This is a genomic window from Salipiger sp. IMCC34102 (assembly GCF_004145405.1).
Taxonomy (GTDB): domain Bacteria; phylum Pseudomonadota; class Alphaproteobacteria; order Rhodobacterales; family Rhodobacteraceae; genus Loktanella.
On record NZ_SELQ01000002.1, the window covers coordinates 304,991 to 320,719 of the forward strand.

The window sequence follows — 15,729 nt, forward strand, 5'->3', positions numbered from 1 at the left end:
AATGGATGCCCGCCATGACGTCCGACCTGCCGACCCACGTCCTCCAGCTGTCCCAGTTGCGCAACCGCCGCGGAACCGCGTTCGACCTCGAGACAACGCCCGCAGAACGCGCGGCCACCGCGCGCGAACTGGACATCGTCGCCGTGAAGAAACTGACCTTCGTGGGCGAGATCGCGCCCGAAGGGCGCGCCGACTGGCGCCTGACCGGAACGCTTGGGGCCACGGTCGTCCAGTCCTGCGTTGCCACGCTGGAGCCGGTGACGACCCGCATCGACGAGTCCGTCCTGCGCACCTACGCCGCCGATTTCGAATTCCCCGAGGCCTCCGAGACCGAGATGCCGGAGGATGACACGATCGAACCGCTTCCGGCGGCCGTCGACGTGGCCCAGGTGATGATCGAGGCGCTGAGCCTCGCCCTGCCCGCCTTCCCGCGCGCCGAAGGGGCCGAGGTCGGCCAAGTGCTGGCCGCCGAGGACGGGGTCGACCCCATGACGGACGAGGACGTGAAGCCGTTTGCCGGTCTCGGTGCATTGCGCGACCGCCTGGCGAAGGACGATTAGCCCGATACCGGGTTGCCACGGCGCGATTTCGGAGTATGTAGGCGGCCTTCCGTAAGGCCCTCTCGACAGGGCCGCGCGAATGTCCTAGGACCGCGCAAATCATTTGAACCACGGGCCATGAACCGGCCCCCCAACCAGTTGATAGGGTGCGCCATGGCCGTCCAGCAGAACAAAGTCTCCAAGTCCCGTCGCAACAACCGTCGCGCGCACGATTCGCTCGAAGGGGCCAACCCCAACGAATGCGAAAACTGCGGCGAGCTGAAGCGCCCGCACCACATCTGCCCGTCCTGCGGCCACTACGCCTCGAAGGAAGTGATCGGCACCGACCTCGATCTGGACGAAGACGCGGCATAATCGCCCGCGCGGGGGGGACGCACATGGCACGGACGGATCCCGTCTCTGCGGCCAGGGGCGACGCCTCGCGTGTGCTTTCTGTCGATGCGATGGGCGGTGACAACGGGCCTGCGACGGTCGTCGCGGGCCTCGCGCGTTTTCTGAACAAGGCGCCCGACACCGCGATCCTCCTTCACGGCCGCGCGTCGGAACTGGCGCCGCTTCTGGCGCGCTACAAGCTGACCGATCGGGTCACGCTGCGCGACGCGCCGGACGTCGTCACCATGGACGACAAGCCCAGCCAGGTGGTGCGCCGTGGCAAGCAGACCTCCATGTGGTCCGCGATCGAGGCCGTGCGCAACGGCGAGGCCGGCGTCGTCGTCAGCTGCGGCAACACCGGTGGCCTGATGGCGATGTCGATGCTGCGGTTGCGCAAGATCGACGGCGTGAACCGCCCCGCCATCGCCTGCCTCTGGCCGTCGCGCAATCCCCAAGGATTCAACGTCATGCTGGACGCGGGCGCCGACATCCGCGCCGACCAGGACGACCTGCTGACCTACGCGCTGATGGGGTCCTCCTACGCGCGCAACGCCTTCGACCTGGATCAGCCCCGCGTCGGCCTGCTGAATGTCGGCACCGAGGAGCACAAGGGCCGGGCTGAGCTGAAGGTCGCGCACGAGATGATCGCCGCAGCCGCCGGTCCGGGTGGATTCGACTACGCGGGGTTCATCGAAGGCGGCGATCTGCCGGGGGACCGCTGCGACGTGATCGTCACCGACGGCTTCACCGGCAACGTGGCGCTGAAGACCGGCGAGGGCATCGCCAACCTGATCTCCGACACCCTGCGCGCCAGCCTGCGGCGCACGCCCCTGTCGATGCTGGGCGCGCTGATGGCAAAAGGCGCCCTGGCCCGGCTCAAGCGCAAGGTCGATCCGCGCCGGGTGAACGGCGGCGTGTTCCTCGGGCTGTCCAAGATCGTCATCAAGAGCCATGGGTCCGCCGACGAAACCGGGGTCGCCGCGGCACTCAAGCTCGCGCACCGGCTGGCCGATCAGGGTTTTTCGGAAAAGCTCGCGGCGCGCCTGACCGCCGCCCTCCCCCATACCGACGAGAAAGAGAGCGCTTCATGACCTTGCGCGCCGTCGTCAAAGGTTGCGGCCATTACCTGCCCGACCGCGTGGTCGAGAATGCGGAATTCGAGGCCTCTCTCGACACTTCCGACGAATGGATCCGCTCGCGCTCCGGCATCGAGCGGCGCCACTTCTCGGCCGAGGGTCAAGGCACATCGGTTTTGGCCACGCGCGCCGCGCAGGCGGCCCTCGCGGATGCCGGCATGGAGGCCTCGGAGATCGACGTCATCATCCTTGCCACCTCGACCCCGGACATGACCTTTCCCTCCGCCGCCACGATGGTGCAGGGCAACCTGGGCATGACGAACGGTTTCGCCTACGACGTCCAGGCGGTCTGCGCGGGCTTCGTCTTCGCGCTGGCCAATGCCAACGCCCTGATCCAGTCGGGCCAGGCGAAGACCGCTCTGGTCATCGGGGCAGAGACCTTCAGCCGGATCATGGACTGGACCGACCGGTCCACCTGTGTGCTCTTCGGCGACGGTGCCGGCGCGCTGGTCCTCAAGGCAGAGGACGGCGAAGGGACCAGCGCCGACCGCGGCATCCTGTCGACGGACCTCAATTCCGACGGACGCTATCGCGATCTGCTTTACGTCGACGGCGGCGTTGCCACGCAGAATACCGGCAAGCTGCGCATGGAAGGCCGCGAGATCTTTCGCCACGCAGTCGAGAAGCTGGCGCAAACCGCGGAGGCGGCACTCCAGAAGGCCAGCCTGTCGCCGCAGGACGTCGACTGGGTCGTCCCGCACCAGGCCAATATCCGCATCATCCAGTCCACCGCGCGCAAGCTGGGGCTGGACATGGAGCACGTCGTCGTGACGGTGCAGGACCATGGCAATACGTCCGCCGCGTCGATCCCGCTGGCCCTGTCGGTCGGGCACGCGCGCGGTCAGATCAAGCCCGGCGATCTGGTGGTGACGGAAGCCATTGGCGGCGGTCTGGCCTGGGGGTCGGTCGTCCTGCGCTGGTAGAACGCTTGACAGCCGAACCGACCCGTCTAAGTTAACCGGCGATTGGATTGGGGAATTTATGTCGGACAAGACTTTGACACGGATGGATTTGTCCGACGCGGTCTACGAACAGGTCGGCCTGTCGCGCAACGAAAGCGCCGAGCTGGTGGAAAGCGTGATCAACCATATCTCCGACGCTCTCGTCGACGGCGAACAAGTCAAGATCTCGTCCTTCGGCACCTTCAGCACCCGGGACAAGGCGGCCCGGATCGGGCGCAACCCGAAGACCGGGGAAGAGGTACCGATCTTGCCGCGCCGTGTCCTTACGTTCCGGCCCAGCCACCTCATGAAGGACAAGGTCGCCGCCGGAAACAAGCGCTAGGAACGATCCCTTGGCAAAATCTCCCGACGCCTTTCGCACCATCGGAGAGGTGTCCGACGTGCTCGACACCCCGCCACACGTGCTGCGGTTCTGGGAAAGCAAGTTCGCCCAGGTGAAGCCCGTGAAACGCGCCGGCGGGCGGCGGTATTACCGTCCCGACGACTTGGCCCTGCTGGGCGGGATCCGCGTGTTGCTGCACGAACAGGGGTTGACGATCAAAGGCGCCCAGAAGGTCCTGCGCGATCAGGGCGTGAAGCATGTCGCCGACCTTGGCCTTTCCGCGCTCGAGGACGCCCAGGACGACCGGACAGGGGCGGCGGACGTCATCGACCACGTCCCGTCCGATTCGTCCAAGCTGACCGGGGTTCCGACAAGCGCCTCCGCACCGTCGGACGATACCGAATCAATACGGGCGGAGGATGCTGCATCACCTGCGTCTGCCCAACCATCCGAACCGCGTTCCCAGGTCGTGCCCCTGCGCCCCCGGCCCGCCGGGGCGACCCGACCTGCGCTGCTGTCGCTCGCCGCCCGATCCGACCCCGAGAACCTCTTGCGGGAGGCTGATACTCTCGGTCCGCTCCTCGACCGGCTGGATGCGTTGCACGACCGCCTGAGACAGGGTCGATAAACCGCTTCACAAGCGTCAAAACCGCCTTGCCTCCACGCGTCATTCGGGTAAACACGCGCTCAGTCGGGCTATAGCGCAGCCTGGTAGCGCGTCCGTCTGGGGGACGGAAGGTCGCAGGTTCGAGTCCTGCTAGCCCGACCAACAAACCGCCCGCCCGCATCCCGCGGCGGGCGTTTTGCTATGAAGGGGGCACTGCGATGACCATTCCCGCCGGCGTCCTTGCGGACCACCAGATCGCCCAATTGATCGCGAATGGCGCGGTGCAGGTGCCGGACCTTGCGGAGGGTCAGATCCAGCCGGCCTCTCTCGACCTCACGTTGGGGGACGTGGCCTACCGCGTCCGCGCGTCCTTCCTGCCGGGACACGGGCGCACGGTCGCCGACCGGCTTGCCGATTTCACCATGCACGAAGTCCCGCTTGCCGGTGGTGCCGTGCTGGAGAAAGGCTGCGTCTACGTCGTGCCCTTGCGCGAATCCCTGGCCCTGCCGGCGGGCATGACCGCCGCGGCCAGCGCCAAGTCGTCCATCGGGCGGCTGGATCTTCTCACCCGGATCATCACCGACCGCGGGACGGAGTTCGACCGCGCCCCCGACGGCTACACCGGCCCACTCTACGTCGAGATCTGCCCGCGCAGCTTCTCGGTCGTGGCGCAGCCGGGGCAGATGCTGACCCAGATCATATTTCGCGCGGGCCAGACCCGATTGAGCGATACCGAGCTTCTGGCATTGCACGCCGAAACGCCGATCGTCGACACACGGCCCGTGATCTCGGACGGACTCGGTTTCTCGGTCGACCTGCGGCCCGCAACCGGCACCCGCGTCGGCTTTCGTGCCAAGCCCCACACGGGCGTCGTCGACCTCTCCAAGCTCACGCACTACGATCCCGCCGATTACTGGGAAGATATCCACAGCGACAGCGGCTGGATCATCCTGGATCCGGGCGCCTTCTACATCCTCGTCAGCCGCGAATCGATCGCGATCCCGCCGCTACAGGCGGCCGAGATGGCGCCTTACCTCGCCATGGTCGGTGAATTTCGCGTGCATTACGCGGGCTTCTTCGACCCCGGTTTCGGATGGGCGGCTTCCGGCGGCGCGGGTGCGCGGGGCGTCCTCGAAGTCCGCTGCCACGAGGCTCCTTTCGTGCTGGAACACGGCCAGATCGTCGGCCGCCTGATCTACGAGCGGATGTCGCAAGTGCCCGACGCGCTCTACGGTCAGGACATAAAATCGAATTATCAGGGACAGGGCTTGAAGCTGTCGAAGCACTTCCGGACCCCGGCCTAAAAGGCCTGACCCCCTTGGCAGCATCAACCAGAACTGCGCCTCATGGCGCGCCGCCCGCAATCTCTGTTCTGAAAATATCCGCCCCGCCGGCGAGGCGTCCCGCACTTTCGGCCAGCGCGACCTCTGCCTAGACGCGCGACGCCCCCCGAGGCGACTCACTCTTCCTCGAACAGACCGCCCTGCCCGTCGTCATCGCTCTCGTCCGGTGTGCCCGGCACGGGGCGGTTGTCCAGCAGCCCAGCCGCGCGCAGTTCCTTCAGCCCCGGCAGATCGCGTGCGGTCTCCAGCCCGAAGTGGTCAAGGAACGCGGGCGTCACCACGAAGGTCACGGGCCTGCCGGGCGTCATGCGCCTGCGGCCCAGCTTCACCCAACCCATCTCGATCAACTGGTCGATGGTCCCGCGAGAGACGCTGACACCCCTGATCTCCTCGATCTCGGCCCGGGTGGCGGGCTGGTGGTAGGCGATGATCGCCAGCGTCTCGATCGCCGCACGGCTGAGCTTGCGGGTTTCCGTCACCTCGTCGTGCATGAGGTGGCCGAGGTCCGGGGCGGTCCGCATGGCCCAGGCGTCGCCTACGCGCACCAGCCGCACGCCGCGCCCTTCGTAGCGACGGCGCAACGAGGCGAGCGCCGTCGCGGGATCGCAGCCGTGCGGCAGGCGTCCGGCCAGTTGCGGCACCGTCATGGGATCGGAGGTCGCGAACAAGAGCGCCTCGACCATCCGTTCTTGTTCGGCCACGGGCGGCGCCTCGAAAAGGCCGGGGTCATCCTGCATTGCGGCCCTCGCTGCGGCGGATCTGCAAGGGGGCGAAGGTCTCGGACTGCCTTATCTGAAGTTTGCCTTCCTTCACCAGTTCCAGCGAGGCCGCGAAGGTCGCGGCGGTCGCGCTGCGGCGACGCACCGGATCCTCTGTCCAGCCCGGCGGCAGGTACGCCGAGATGTCGCTCCATTCCCCCGCAAAGCCGATCAGCTTGCGCAGGCTGCCGAGCGCGTCCTCCAGTGTCATCAGGTTTTCGCGGTCCATGACGTAAGGCCTGAAGTCGTCGCGGGTGCGGATGCGCGCGTAGCCCTGCATGAGGTCCAGAAGCGTCGCGGTGTAGCTCACCCGGCGCACGCGGGTCACGTCCTGCGTGATGCCGCGGCCGAAGAAGTCCCGCCCCAGCTGGTCGCGGGCCATCAGTCGGGCCGAGGCACGGCGCATCGCCTCCAGCCGTTCCAGTTGGAACGCAAGGTGCGCGGCCAGCTCCTCTCCCGACGGGCCCTCTTCCTCGGGGTCCGGCGGCAGCAGCAGGCGCGATTTCAGGAACGCGAGCCAGGCCGCCATCACCAGGTAATCCGCCGCCAGTTCCAGCCGCAGGGCCCGCGCCCGCTCGACGAAGGCCAGGTACTGTCGGGCCAAGGCCAGGATCGAGATTTCCCGCAGGTCGACCTTTTGCGTGCGCGACAACGTCAGCAGCAGGTCGAGCGGTCCTTCGAAGCCGTCCACGTCGACGATCAGCGCCTCGGCGGCGACACGGTCGGCAACACTCAGGTCTGTGTCCTGCGGCACTGTTCAGCCTTTCAGCTCAGAAGCGCCTCAAGTTCCGCCGTCAGCGCCGCGGTGTCAACGTCCACGGGCGGCTGTCGCTGGGCCAGCGCGCTCGCGGCCCGGGCTTGCGCCAGAACGCCCATTTTCCCCGCCGCCGCGACGGCCGTTTCCATCTCGTCCAGCTCGCCGTTGCAATGCAAAACCAGGTCGCAGCCTGCGGCGATGGCCGCAGTGGAGCGTTCGGCCACGCTGCCCGACAGAGCCTCCATAGAGATATCGTCGGTCATCATCAGCCCGTCGAAGCCGATGTCCTTGCGGATCACCTCCATCATGCGCGCAGAGGTCGTGGCGGGCGCCACCGGGTCGATGTCGGAAAAGACGATATGCGCGGTCATCCCCATGCGGATGTCGTTGAGTGCGACGAAGGGGGCAAAGTCCCGGGCGTCGAGATCTTCGCGCGGGGCATGGACACGCGGCAAGCTCTTGTGGCTGTCGACGCTGGCGCGGCCATAGCCCGGAATATGCTTCAGCACCGGCAGGACGCCACCCGCGAGGAACGCCTCGGCGCAGACGCGTGCGGCAGAGGTGACCTCTTCCAGCGTCTGGCCGGACAATCGGTTGCGCAGGACGGGATGGGTTTCCGCCTCGACCAGGTCGGCAAGCGGCGCGCAGTTCACGTCGATGCCCACGTCGTGCAGTTCCTGCGCGATCAACCGGTTGCGGACCCAATGGGCGCGCAAGGGATCGCTGGCACGCGCCATCTGGGTGAGCGCCGGCAGGTATTCCCGCCAATGCGGGCTGCGCAGCCGCTGCACGCGACCGCCTTCCTGGTCCACGAGGATCGGCGCCTCTCGCCCCACGGCCTGTCGCAGGTCGGACGTCAGCGCCCGGAGCTGGTCGGGGTTGTCCACGTTGCGCGCGAAAAGGATGAAACCCCAGGGATCGGCATCGCGGAAGAACGCGGCCTCGCGCGCGGTCAGGCGGGGGCCCGACGTGCCGAGGATGGTGGCGTTGCTCGCGGACAAGGGCGTTAGCGGACGATGACGGGAATGCAGGCCGCGCGGGCCGCGTCCAGGGTGGCGCAGAACCGCCGCGCATCGGCCAGATCGCCGAACCCGCTGGCGCGCAGGCGATAGAACGTCGCCCCGCCCGAGGAGGCCTCCTGGATCACCCGCGTCTTGTCGCCCATGTAATCGGCGAAGCGGACGGACAGGCGGTCCCATTCGGCCTGCGCCTCGGTCGGGGTCGGGAAGGCGCCCAGTTGCACCAGCTTCGTACCGACCGGCAGCGCGTCGGTCAGGACGGCGGCGCTGGGAAGCGGGACATCCTCGGTCGTCAGGGAGACCGGAACCACCATCGACTCCGATTGCGGTTGGATGCCGGGGTTCGCACGGGGCCGCAGCGCCGGACGCAGGGTCTGCGCCAGCTTGCCCTCAATGGCGGGCGGCGCGTCCATGGCCATCGCCTCGGCCAGGGCTGCGGCAACCGGGTCGATCTCCTCGCCGTCGACCATCGTGACGGGGGCCACGTCCTCGCCTTCGGCCAGATCCGTCAGGGGGTCGGCGCCTTCCGCGATGCGATCGGCGAAGGCCAGGATCTCGTCGGCGCTCATCGGACCGCTCGTCACGGAAACGGTCTGCAGCGCCTCCGACGCGGCCTCGTCCTGCGGGGCTTCGGCGACTTCGGTGCCGTCGTCCTCGACAAGTTCGGTCACGGTCAATTCGTCCTCGCCCAGCGGCGCCACCTCGAGATCCTCGGCGGCGAGGTCCGACCCGGAGGGGGCCAGCAGAAGCATGTCCTCGGGCCCGCCCGCCTCGCCGCGCGCGGCGATCTCGTTCACGGAAAGCCCTTCGTGGTCCGCGATGCGACCGCCCGCGTGGTCGGGGGCGCGGCGCATCTCACCCTGCACGGCGCGCACCACAGGCACGCCGGAGACGTCGCGGATCACCATCGTCGTACCCCAGGCGCCGATGCCCACCATCAAGGCCAGCGAACATGCGGCCCCTGCCAGTTGCGTCACGGGTTTGCGCGCGGGTGCGCTCATATCGTCGAATGCTGCCATTACTGCCTCTTGTCCCGGACCTCTCGCGGGTCCTTTGCTGCCTGATCGGATCGCGTGCGCTTCAACGCATCTCTGTTACCGGTGTGACGCCAAGGATACCCAAGCCCGCGGCGATCACAACCTGGGCTGCACGAATGAGGGCGATCTTGGCCTGCGATGTGGCATTGTCGCCATCCTGCAGGAAACGCAAGGATTCGTCCGTGTTTCCCTGGTGCCAGAGGCCGTGCAATTCGGACGCCAGATCATAAAGGTAGAATGCCACCCGGTGCGGTTCGTGCCCGCGGGCGGCGATCTCCACCAGGCGTGGCCATTCGGCGATCTTGGCGGCAAGCGCAAGTTCCGCCGCGTGGTCCAGCTTGGACAGCTCCGCCCCGGCGAGCGTGGCGTCCGAGACGTCGATCCCGGCCTCGCGCGCCTTGCGCAGGACAGAGTTCACCCGTGCGTGCGCGTATTGCACGTAGAAGACCGGGTTGTCCTTGGATTGCTCTGTCACCTTGGCAAAATCGAAATCGAGCGGCGCGTCGTTCTTGCGCGTCAGCATGTGGAAGCGGGTCACGTCGGGGCCCACCTCGTCGACGACATCCGCCAGCGTGATGAAGGTGCCCGCCCGCTTGGACATCTTGTAGGGCTCGCCGTTCTGGTAAAGCTTGACCAGCTGCGTCAGCTTCACGTCGAGCGGCACGCGCCCGTTCGACAGGGCCGACACGGCCGCCTTCATGCGCTTGACGTAGCCACCGTGATCGGCGCCGAAGACGTCGATCAGCGCGTCGTAACCCCGGTCGATCTTGTCGTAGTGATAGGCGATGTCGGGCGCGAAATAGGTCCAGGCGCCATCGCTTTTCTGAACGGGCCGGTCCACGTCGTCGCCGTGCGCCGTGGACTTGAAGAGTGTCTGCTCCCGCGGTTCCCAGTCCTCCGGCATCTTGCCCTTGGGCGGCTCCAGCGTGCCGCGGTAGATCAGGCCCGCGGCGTCCAGCCGCTCGATCGCCTTTTCGATCTTGCCGGTGCCGTAGAGCGACTTCTCGGAATAGAAGTTGTCCATCACGATGCCCAGCTTGGCCAGGTCGGTGCGGATCAGCTCCATCATGGCGTCCGTCGCGAAAAGCCGCACCTCCTCCAGCCAGACCTCCTCGGGCTGGTCGAGGTAGGCATCGCCCACCTTTTCCTTCAGCGCCTCGCCCACCTCGATCAGGTAGTCGCCGGGATAGGTGCCCTCTGGCCAGTCGACGGAGAGGTCGTGCGCCTCCTGGTAGCGCAGGTAGACGGACCGGGCGAGCACGTCGACCTGCGCGCCGCCGTCGTTGATGTAGTATTCGCGCGTCACGTCGAAGCCCGCGTAGTCCAGCAAGGCGGCCAGGGCATCGCCGAAGACGGCGCCGCGCGTATGGCCCACGTGCAGCGGCCCGGTGGGGTTGGCACTGACGTATTCCACCAGCGTGCGCAGGTTGTTCCCCATTTTCGAGCGCCCGTAGCCGGGATCCGTCAGGGCCGCCCGCAGAATCTCGTGCCAGACGCCGGGCGCCAGCCGCAGGTTCAGGAACCCCGGTCCCGCCACCTCCGCGGCGGCGATCCGGTCGTCGCCGGCCAGTTTCGCGGCCAGCGCCTCGGCGATGTCGCGCGGTTTTTTCTGCGCGGGTTTGGCCAGCACCATCGCGGCATTGGTCGCCATGTCGCCGTGGCCCGCGTCGCGCGGCGGTTCGACGGTGATGGCGTCGGTGGACAGACCCTCCGGCAGGACGCCTTCGCGCACCAGACCGTCCAGCGCGTCGAGAACGAGGGTGCGGATGTCGGCGAAGATATTCATGGCAGGACCTGTGACTGGGGGTGTCGGGTGGTTTACCAGCCCCCTGCCCCGCGTCAACGCATCATGCACCATCTCGAAGGCCCGCAAGCGCCGATCGTGCCTTGCGAACCCCTGTCGCCTCCCTCCGCGCGACGCGCCGGCCTGTCGCGCGCCGCCCCCATCTCTGTTCTGAAAACATCCGCCCCGCCGGCGAGGCGTCCCGCAGATTCAGCCCGAACCGCGGCCGGAAATTTGGCGTCAGGTATCCGCAGGCGGCTGCACGCTGCCCGTTTTCGGATCCGGCGGACGCAAGGCGATCAGGCGGGTATCGGGGATGCCGCGGATCTCCTCGTCTTCGTGCAGAAGGCGGAAGTCGCCGTTGGGCAGGATCCGCCCGACGAGGTGCGACCGGGGACGTTTCTCCTGCCAATGCGCGAGCGTGAATTCCTCGGTCAGGCGGGTAATCCGGAAGGTCCAGCCCGCTTTCACCAGCCGCTCCCATTCGTCGAAGGTGACACCGTGCCCGAAGGGACGGCCGCCCAGCGTCGCCGGCAGCGTATGGCGGGCCCCGTCGGTGCGGGTGCGTTCGATCTGGAAAACGTTCTCGCGTCCGAACTCGGGGCCGAGGTCGGTGGCCACCAGCGTATTGTAGGCATCGTTGTCGGTGGCGGCGAGAAGCTTGTCGTAGCTGACCAGTTCCAGCCGCTGTTCGGCGGCCTCCGACAGGATGTCGCCGGTGAAGGTCGCGATACCGGCCGTCCGCGCCTTGCGCAGGTGTCCGAAGTTGGCATCCGTCATCAGGACGGGCACGTCGGCCTTGGCCAGCGCCTCGGCCAGCGCGGTGGTCCATTCGGACCCGCCGACGATGATGACGCCCGGATTGCCCGCCCCCGCTAGTTTCAGGAACCGGGCCATGGGCTTGAGCGTGAAGCCGTGGATGACGACCGTGGCCGCGACCAGGACGAAGGCCAGCGGTCCGATCACCCGGGCGTCCTCCAGCCCCAGTTCCACGAGACGATCGGCGAAGAGCCCGGCCACCGCGACCAGCACAACGCCCCGCGGTCCGGTGAAGGCCACCAGCACCTGCTCGCGCCACGGCAGGCCGGACCCAGCCAGCGACAAGAAGACGGTCACGGGACGCGCCACGAGGATGATGAGCGCCACGAACAGCGCCGCCCGCCCGGTCAATTGGCCGAGTTCCGCGAAATCGAGCGAGGCCGCGAGCAGGATGAAGACGCCAGAGACGAGCAGGATCGTCGCATGCTCCTTGAACCGGCGCAGCTCCGCGTAGGACGCCAGGTTGGCGTTGGCGATCACGATGCCCATGACGGTCACGGCCAGAAGCCCGCTTTCGTGCAGGATCGCATCGGACAGGCCGAAGATCCCCAGAAGGGCTGCGAAGAGGATGCTGACCTTCATGTATTCCGGCACATGCGCGTTACGGAACGCCCAGGCCAGCCCGTAACCCCCCGCGAGGCCGAGAGCGATCGCGCAGCCGATGCCCAGGGCAAGCACCCAGACGGCACTCGCGACGGTTTCGGCGGAGTTCAGGACAAGGACCACCTGAAAGGCCAGCACCGCGGCGATCGCCCCGATGGGGTCGTTGACGATCGCCTCCCACTGCAGCAGCTGCGCGGGACGGCGTGCCAGGCGTGCGGTGCGCAGCAAGGGTGCGATGACCGTGGGGCCGGTCACGATCATGATGCCGCCGAAGACCCAGGACGAGGACCAGGACAGCCCCGCCCCGTACCGCAGGACCAGGGCCGACAGGATCCACCCCACCGGCGCACCGACGAAGACCAGCCGCCGCACGCCGACGGCCGCGTCGCGCAACTTGTGGAAGTTGAGCGTGAGCCCCCCCTCGAACAGGATGACGGCCACGGCGATGGCGATGATCGGTGTCATCAGCGGCCCGATGTCGCGGGCGGGATCGAAGACGCCCAGGACCGGGCCGATCACGATGCCGGCGGCCAGCATCAGCACGATCGCGGGCATCCGCAGGCGCCAGGCCAGCCATTGGCTTCCGACGCCAAGGCCGCCGACCAGTGCAATGGCGATAACGGGGCTCAGGGCCCCCGGGGCGGTCTCAATGGCCATCTGTCACTCCTGGTGGGACGTCGCGACCGCCGATCAGCCGCTGGTGTTCCTGGATCGCGAAACGATCCGTCATTCCGGCGATATAGTCCGCAACCAGCCGTGCCAAGGTCTGGCGGTCCAATGCCTCTGCCACTTCCTTGCGCCATTGCTTTGGCAGTTCGGACGGATGGGTCAGGTAGAAGTCGAAGAGCTCGTCCAGCATGCCGGTCACGGTCCGGCGCATCTCGATCACCGCGGGGGCGCGGTACATGCGTTCGAAGAGGAACCGGCGGATGACCTTCAGGTCCGCCCAGAGCGCCGGGGTGAACTGGATCACCATGCGGCCCGCGTGCCGGATATCCGCGACGCTTTTCGCATCGAGCGCGGCGAGGTTGGCGCGACTGACCGCGATCACGTCCTCCACCAGCACGCCGAAGAACCGCCGCAGCGCCTCGTGCCGGCGGCGATAGTAGTTCAACCCGGGGTACTTCGCGTCCACCTTCGCGAAACATGTGCTCAGGATCGGAAGCTCGGCCAATTCGTCGGTGCTGAACAGCTCTGCGCGCAGACCGTCGTGCAGGTCGTGGTTGTTGTAGGCGATATCGTCCGACAGCGCCGCCACCTGCGCCTCGGCGCTGGCGTGGGTCTGCAGCTCGAGATCGTGGCGCGCATCGTATGCGGCGAGCGCGTAAGGATGCGGCGCCGGCACCGGCCCGTTGTGCTTGGCGATGCCTTCCAGCGTCTCCCACGTCAGGTTCAGCCCGTCCCATTCTGCATAGTGCCGCTCGAGATCGGTGACGATCCGCAGGGCCTGGGCGTTGTGGTCGAACCCGCCGTAAGGCCGCATCAGGCGGTCGAGCGCCTCTTCCCCCGTGTGGCCGAAAGGGGTGTGGCCAAGGTCGTGCGCAAGCGCGATGGCCTCCGTCAGTTCGACGTTCAGGTCGAGTGCGGCGGCCACGGTGCGGGCCACCTGGGCCACCTCGATCGAATGGGTCAGACGCGTGCGGAAGTAATCGCCTTCGTGTTCGATGAAGACCTGCGTCTTGTGCTTGAGTCGCCGGAACGCGCTGGAATGGATGATCCGGTCGCGGTCGCGCTGGAACGGCGAGCGGTGCGCGCTTTCCTCTTCGGCGTAAAGTCGCCCGCGCGAACCCGCGGGGTCGGTTGCGTAAGGTGCTGCCATCTGCCCGTCTTGTGTCGATTGCCCGCGCTTCCTATATTTCAAGCGAAGCCAAACCGATAGGTCCGATATGTTGACGTTGCCGCCCAAAGTCACCCCGCGCGCCTTCGAGCGCCTGAGCGAGATCGGTGCCGCAGGCCAGGGCAAGGTTCTGCGTATCGCCGTCGACGGCGGTGGCTGTTCGGGCTTCCAGTACGACATCGCCCTGGACGAGCCGCGAGAGGATGATCTCAAGCTGTCCGACAAGGGCGAGACGGTGGTGATCGATTCCGTCTCCCTGCCGTTCCTGGCCGATGCCACCATCGACTTCAGCGAAGAGTTGATCGGCGCGCGGTTCGTCATCGAAAATCCCAACGCCACCTCGTCCTGCGGCTGCGGCACCTCGTTCTCGATCTGACCACACGCGACGATGTCGCAGGAACCGAACTCATCCAGCGATCGTTTCACGATCAACAGGAGGAAACATACATGACCGTCTTGATTGGAACCATCCTTGCAGGCCTGGCCGGTCTGACCATCGCCGGACAGGCCGCGCGCGGTCCGCGAGAGGATCACGCCCCCATCCCGGTTCGCGTCCGCGATCCCCGTCGCTGATCTCTTGCACCCCGACGGTGCCTTGGCCTAGTTTGGCGATCTCTCGAGGGGCCAGGCACATGAAGATCGCGACTTTCAACATCAACGGCGTCAAGGCCCGCATCGACGGCCTTCTCCACTGGTTAAAGGACAGCGCGCCGGACGTCGCCCTTTTGCAAGAGATCAAGTCCGTCGACGACGGCTTCCCCCGCGACGTGATCGAGGATCTGGGCTACACGGTCGAGACCCATGGACAAAAGGGGTTCAACGGTGTCGCGATCCTGTCGAAACTTCCCCTCGAGGATGTCACACGCGGACTGCCCGGCGACGATAGTGACGAACAGGCGCGCTGGATCGAAGCCACGGTCATCGGCGAGACGGCGGTGCGGGTCTGCGGGCTCTACCTGCCGAACGGAAACCCCGCGCCGGGGCCGAAACACGAATACAAGCTCGCCTGGATGGACCGCCTGCGCGCCCGGGCCGCCGATCTTCTGACCGAAGAGATGCCGGCCCTCATGGCGGGCGACTACAACATCATCCCCCAAGCCGAAGACGCCGCCCGGCCAGACGCCTGGCGCGAGGATGCGCTGTTCCGGCTGGACAGCCGGATGGCCTGGCGGAAGGTCGTCAACCTCGGGTTCACCGAAGCCTTTCGCGCGCGCACCCGCGGGCCCGGGCACTACAGCTTCTGGGATTACCAGGCCGGGGCCTTCGATCGGAACGACGGCATCCGGATCGACCACGTACTGCTGACCCCGCAAGGCGCCGATCTGCTCACCGACGCCTGGATCGAGAAGGACGTCCGCGCCCGCGAGAAACCGTCGGACCACGTGCCGGTCTGGGTCGATCTGGCCGCATGATCGCCCGCCTGGCCTGCGCGGCGGTCATCGCGGCGTGCACCTTGCCGCCTGCACCGGCCACCGCCCAATGCCGCATGGCCAGCATCGGCGCCGGCTGCGCCACCGCCCCGATCCGGCGCGTAAGCCCGCCGGACCCCGGCCCGCCGCCGGTGGACATCGGGGAAATCCTCGACCGCGGGCGTTACTCGATGCTGATGAACGCAGGCTATTATGGCCTGCCCCTGCCACAGGATGGTTGGGTATATTTCCGGATCGAGAGAGACATCTACCGGGTCGATTACCGCACGATGGAAGTGCTCGAACGCGCCACTGCAGAGGCTGCCCGCAACTGGCCCTGATCCACGCGCGCTTCATCTGGCCGGATAAACTCCGGGGGAGCGCCGCAGGCGCGGGGGCAGAGCC

Annotated in this window: 18 protein-coding genes and 1 tRNA gene; 12 read left to right on the plus strand and 7 right to left on the minus strand. The window is 67.1% G+C overall.

Going from position 1 to position 15,729, the window contains the following annotated elements; genetic code table 11:
- Positions 1–14 precede the first annotated feature (14 nt).
- The 8 genes from EU805_RS05765 to EU805_RS05800 all read left to right on the plus strand — a co-directional run bounded on the left by EU805_RS05765 (position 15) and on the right by EU805_RS05800 (position 5,263).
- A complete protein-coding gene (locus EU805_RS05765; RefSeq protein WP_129763000.1) occupies positions 15–560 on the plus strand; it encodes a DUF177 domain-containing protein in 546 nt (181 codons plus the stop codon).
- A 153-nt stretch (positions 561–713) separates the two neighbouring features.
- Complete coding sequence (rpmF, locus tag EU805_RS05770) at positions 714–914, plus strand: 50S ribosomal protein L32 (RefSeq protein WP_129763001.1); 201 nt, start codon at positions 714–716, stop codon at positions 912–914.
- 23 nt (positions 915–937) lie between these two features.
- The gene (plsX, locus tag EU805_RS05775) at positions 938–2,023 is read left to right on the plus strand and encodes a phosphate acyltransferase PlsX (RefSeq protein ID WP_129763002.1); all 1,086 of its coding nucleotides are present in this window, start codon (positions 938–940) and stop codon (positions 2,021–2,023) included.
- Positions 2,020–2,991 carry a beta-ketoacyl-ACP synthase III gene (locus EU805_RS05780; RefSeq protein WP_129763003.1) on the plus strand — a complete coding sequence of 324 codons (972 nt, stop codon included), beginning with the start codon at positions 2,020–2,022 and terminating at the stop codon, positions 2,989–2,991. Before plsX ends, EU805_RS05780 begins: the two co-directional genes overlap by 4 nt.
- A 58-nt stretch (positions 2,992–3,049) precedes the next feature.
- Positions 3,050–3,352 carry an integration host factor subunit alpha gene (gene ihfA, locus EU805_RS05785; protein ID WP_129763004.1) on the plus strand — a complete coding sequence of 101 codons (303 nt, stop codon included), beginning with the start codon at positions 3,050–3,052 and terminating at the stop codon, positions 3,350–3,352.
- A 10-nt stretch (positions 3,353–3,362) separates the two neighbouring features.
- On the plus strand, positions 3,363–3,980 hold the full coding sequence (locus EU805_RS05790; protein WP_129763005.1) for a MerR family transcriptional regulator: 618 nt from the start codon (positions 3,363–3,365) through the stop codon (positions 3,978–3,980).
- A 64-nt stretch (positions 3,981–4,044) separates the two neighbouring features.
- Positions 4,045–4,121: transfer RNA gene (locus tag EU805_RS05795), tRNA-Pro, on the plus strand.
- Positions 4,122–4,177: 56 nt separating this feature from the next.
- Positions 4,178–5,263, plus strand: coding sequence for a 2'-deoxycytidine 5'-triphosphate deaminase (locus EU805_RS05800; RefSeq protein WP_129763006.1), 1,086 nt, complete (start codon positions 4,178–4,180; stop codon positions 5,261–5,263).
- Between the two features lie 155 nt (positions 5,264–5,418).
- Here EU805_RS05800 and scpB read toward each other — a convergent pair whose 3' ends face one another.
- The 7 genes from scpB to EU805_RS05830 form a co-directional block, all read right to left on the minus strand.
- On the minus strand, positions 5,419–6,039 hold the full coding sequence (gene scpB / locus EU805_RS05805; RefSeq protein ID WP_129763007.1) for an SMC-Scp complex subunit ScpB: 621 nt from the start codon (positions 6,037–6,039) through the stop codon (positions 5,419–5,421).
- Positions 6,029–6,814 carry a ScpA family protein gene (locus tag EU805_RS05810; RefSeq protein WP_129763008.1) on the minus strand — a complete coding sequence of 262 codons (786 nt, stop codon included), beginning with the start codon at positions 6,812–6,814 and terminating at the stop codon, positions 6,029–6,031. Before EU805_RS05810 ends, scpB begins: the two co-directional genes overlap by 11 nt.
- 11 nt (positions 6,815–6,825) lie before the next feature.
- The gene (locus tag EU805_RS05815; protein WP_242494068.1) at positions 6,826–7,818 is read right to left on the minus strand and encodes a glycoside hydrolase family 3 N-terminal domain-containing protein; all 993 of its coding nucleotides are present in this window, start codon (positions 7,816–7,818) and stop codon (positions 6,826–6,828) included.
- A 5-nt stretch (positions 7,819–7,823) separates the two neighbouring features.
- Positions 7,824–8,855, minus strand: a complete 1,032-nt coding sequence (locus EU805_RS17635) for an SPOR domain-containing protein (protein ID WP_242494069.1) — start codon at positions 8,853–8,855, stop codon at positions 7,824–7,826.
- Positions 8,856–8,916: 61 nt separating this feature from the next.
- Positions 8,917–10,659: an arginine--tRNA ligase gene (gene argS / locus EU805_RS05820; protein ID WP_129763010.1), complete on the minus strand. Its 1,743-nt coding sequence runs from the start codon at positions 10,657–10,659 to the stop codon at positions 8,917–8,919.
- Positions 10,660–10,896: 237 nt separating this feature from the next.
- Complete coding sequence (locus tag EU805_RS05825) at positions 10,897–12,735, minus strand: sodium:proton antiporter (RefSeq protein ID WP_129763011.1); 1,839 nt, start codon at positions 12,733–12,735, stop codon at positions 10,897–10,899.
- Positions 12,725–13,897: a deoxyguanosinetriphosphate triphosphohydrolase gene (locus tag EU805_RS05830; RefSeq protein WP_129763012.1), complete on the minus strand. Its 1,173-nt coding sequence runs from the start codon at positions 13,895–13,897 to the stop codon at positions 12,725–12,727. Before EU805_RS05830 ends, EU805_RS05825 begins: the two co-directional genes overlap by 11 nt.
- Positions 13,898–13,964: 67 nt before the next feature.
- Here EU805_RS05830 and EU805_RS05835 point away from each other — a divergent pair, with 67 nt between their 5' ends.
- The 4 genes from EU805_RS05835 to EU805_RS05845 all read left to right on the plus strand — a co-directional run bounded on the left by EU805_RS05835 (position 13,965) and on the right by EU805_RS05845 (position 15,665).
- Positions 13,965–14,291 carry an iron-sulfur cluster assembly accessory protein gene (locus tag EU805_RS05835; protein ID WP_129763013.1) on the plus strand — a complete coding sequence of 109 codons (327 nt, stop codon included), beginning with the start codon at positions 13,965–13,967 and terminating at the stop codon, positions 14,289–14,291.
- A 71-nt stretch (positions 14,292–14,362) separates the two neighbouring features.
- Entirely contained in the window at positions 14,363–14,488 is a 126-nt protein-coding gene (locus tag EU805_RS17825; protein WP_255465865.1) for a hypothetical protein, read from the plus strand.
- Between the two features lie 59 nt (positions 14,489–14,547).
- The gene (gene xth, locus EU805_RS05840; RefSeq protein ID WP_129763014.1) at positions 14,548–15,327 is read left to right on the plus strand and encodes an exodeoxyribonuclease III; all 780 of its coding nucleotides are present in this window, start codon (positions 14,548–14,550) and stop codon (positions 15,325–15,327) included.
- Positions 15,324–15,665 carry a hypothetical protein gene (locus EU805_RS05845; RefSeq protein WP_129763015.1) on the plus strand — a complete coding sequence of 114 codons (342 nt, stop codon included), beginning with the start codon at positions 15,324–15,326 and terminating at the stop codon, positions 15,663–15,665. The genes xth and EU805_RS05845 overlap by 4 nt, the downstream gene beginning before the upstream one ends.
- The last annotated feature ends 64 nt before the right edge of the window (positions 15,666–15,729 follow it).

Bases quoted from the DNA above. Each gene is read 5' to 3' on its own strand.
- EU805_RS17635 (WP_242494069.1), bottom strand. From the start codon at position 8,855: ATGGCAGCATTCGACGATATGAGCGCACCCGCGCGCAAACCCGTGACG.
- rpmF (WP_129763001.1), top strand. From the start codon at position 714: ATGGCCGTCCAGCAGAACAAAGTCTCCAAGTCCCGTCGCAACAACCGT.
- EU805_RS05825 (WP_129763011.1), bottom strand. From the start codon at position 12,735: ATGGCCATTGAGACCGCCCCGGGGGCCCTGAGCCCCGTTATCGCCATT.
- EU805_RS05800 (WP_129763006.1), top strand. From the start codon at position 4,178: ATGACCATTCCCGCCGGCGTCCTTGCGGACCACCAGATCGCCCAATTG.
- scpB (WP_129763007.1), bottom strand. From the start codon at position 6,039: ATGCAGGATGACCCCGGCCTTTTCGAGGCGCCGCCCGTGGCCGAACAA.
- EU805_RS05835 (WP_129763013.1), top strand. From the start codon at position 13,965: ATGTTGACGTTGCCGCCCAAAGTCACCCCGCGCGCCTTCGAGCGCCTG.
- xth (WP_129763014.1), top strand. From the start codon at position 14,548: ATGAAGATCGCGACTTTCAACATCAACGGCGTCAAGGCCCGCATCGAC.
- EU805_RS05780 (WP_129763003.1), top strand. From the start codon at position 2,020: ATGACCTTGCGCGCCGTCGTCAAAGGTTGCGGCCATTACCTGCCCGAC.
- plsX (WP_129763002.1), top strand. From the start codon at position 938: ATGGCACGGACGGATCCCGTCTCTGCGGCCAGGGGCGACGCCTCGCGT.
- EU805_RS17825 (WP_255465865.1), top strand. From the start codon at position 14,363: ATGACCGTCTTGATTGGAACCATCCTTGCAGGCCTGGCCGGTCTGACC.
- ihfA (WP_129763004.1), top strand. From the start codon at position 3,050: ATGTCGGACAAGACTTTGACACGGATGGATTTGTCCGACGCGGTCTAC.
- EU805_RS05830 (WP_129763012.1), bottom strand. From the start codon at position 13,897: ATGGCAGCACCTTACGCAACCGACCCCGCGGGTTCGCGCGGGCGACTT.
- EU805_RS05765 (WP_129763000.1), top strand. From the start codon at position 15: ATGACGTCCGACCTGCCGACCCACGTCCTCCAGCTGTCCCAGTTGCGC.
- EU805_RS05845 (WP_129763015.1), top strand. From the start codon at position 15,324: ATGATCGCCCGCCTGGCCTGCGCGGCGGTCATCGCGGCGTGCACCTTG.
- argS (WP_129763010.1), bottom strand. From the start codon at position 10,659: ATGAATATCTTCGCCGACATCCGCACCCTCGTTCTCGACGCGCTGGAC.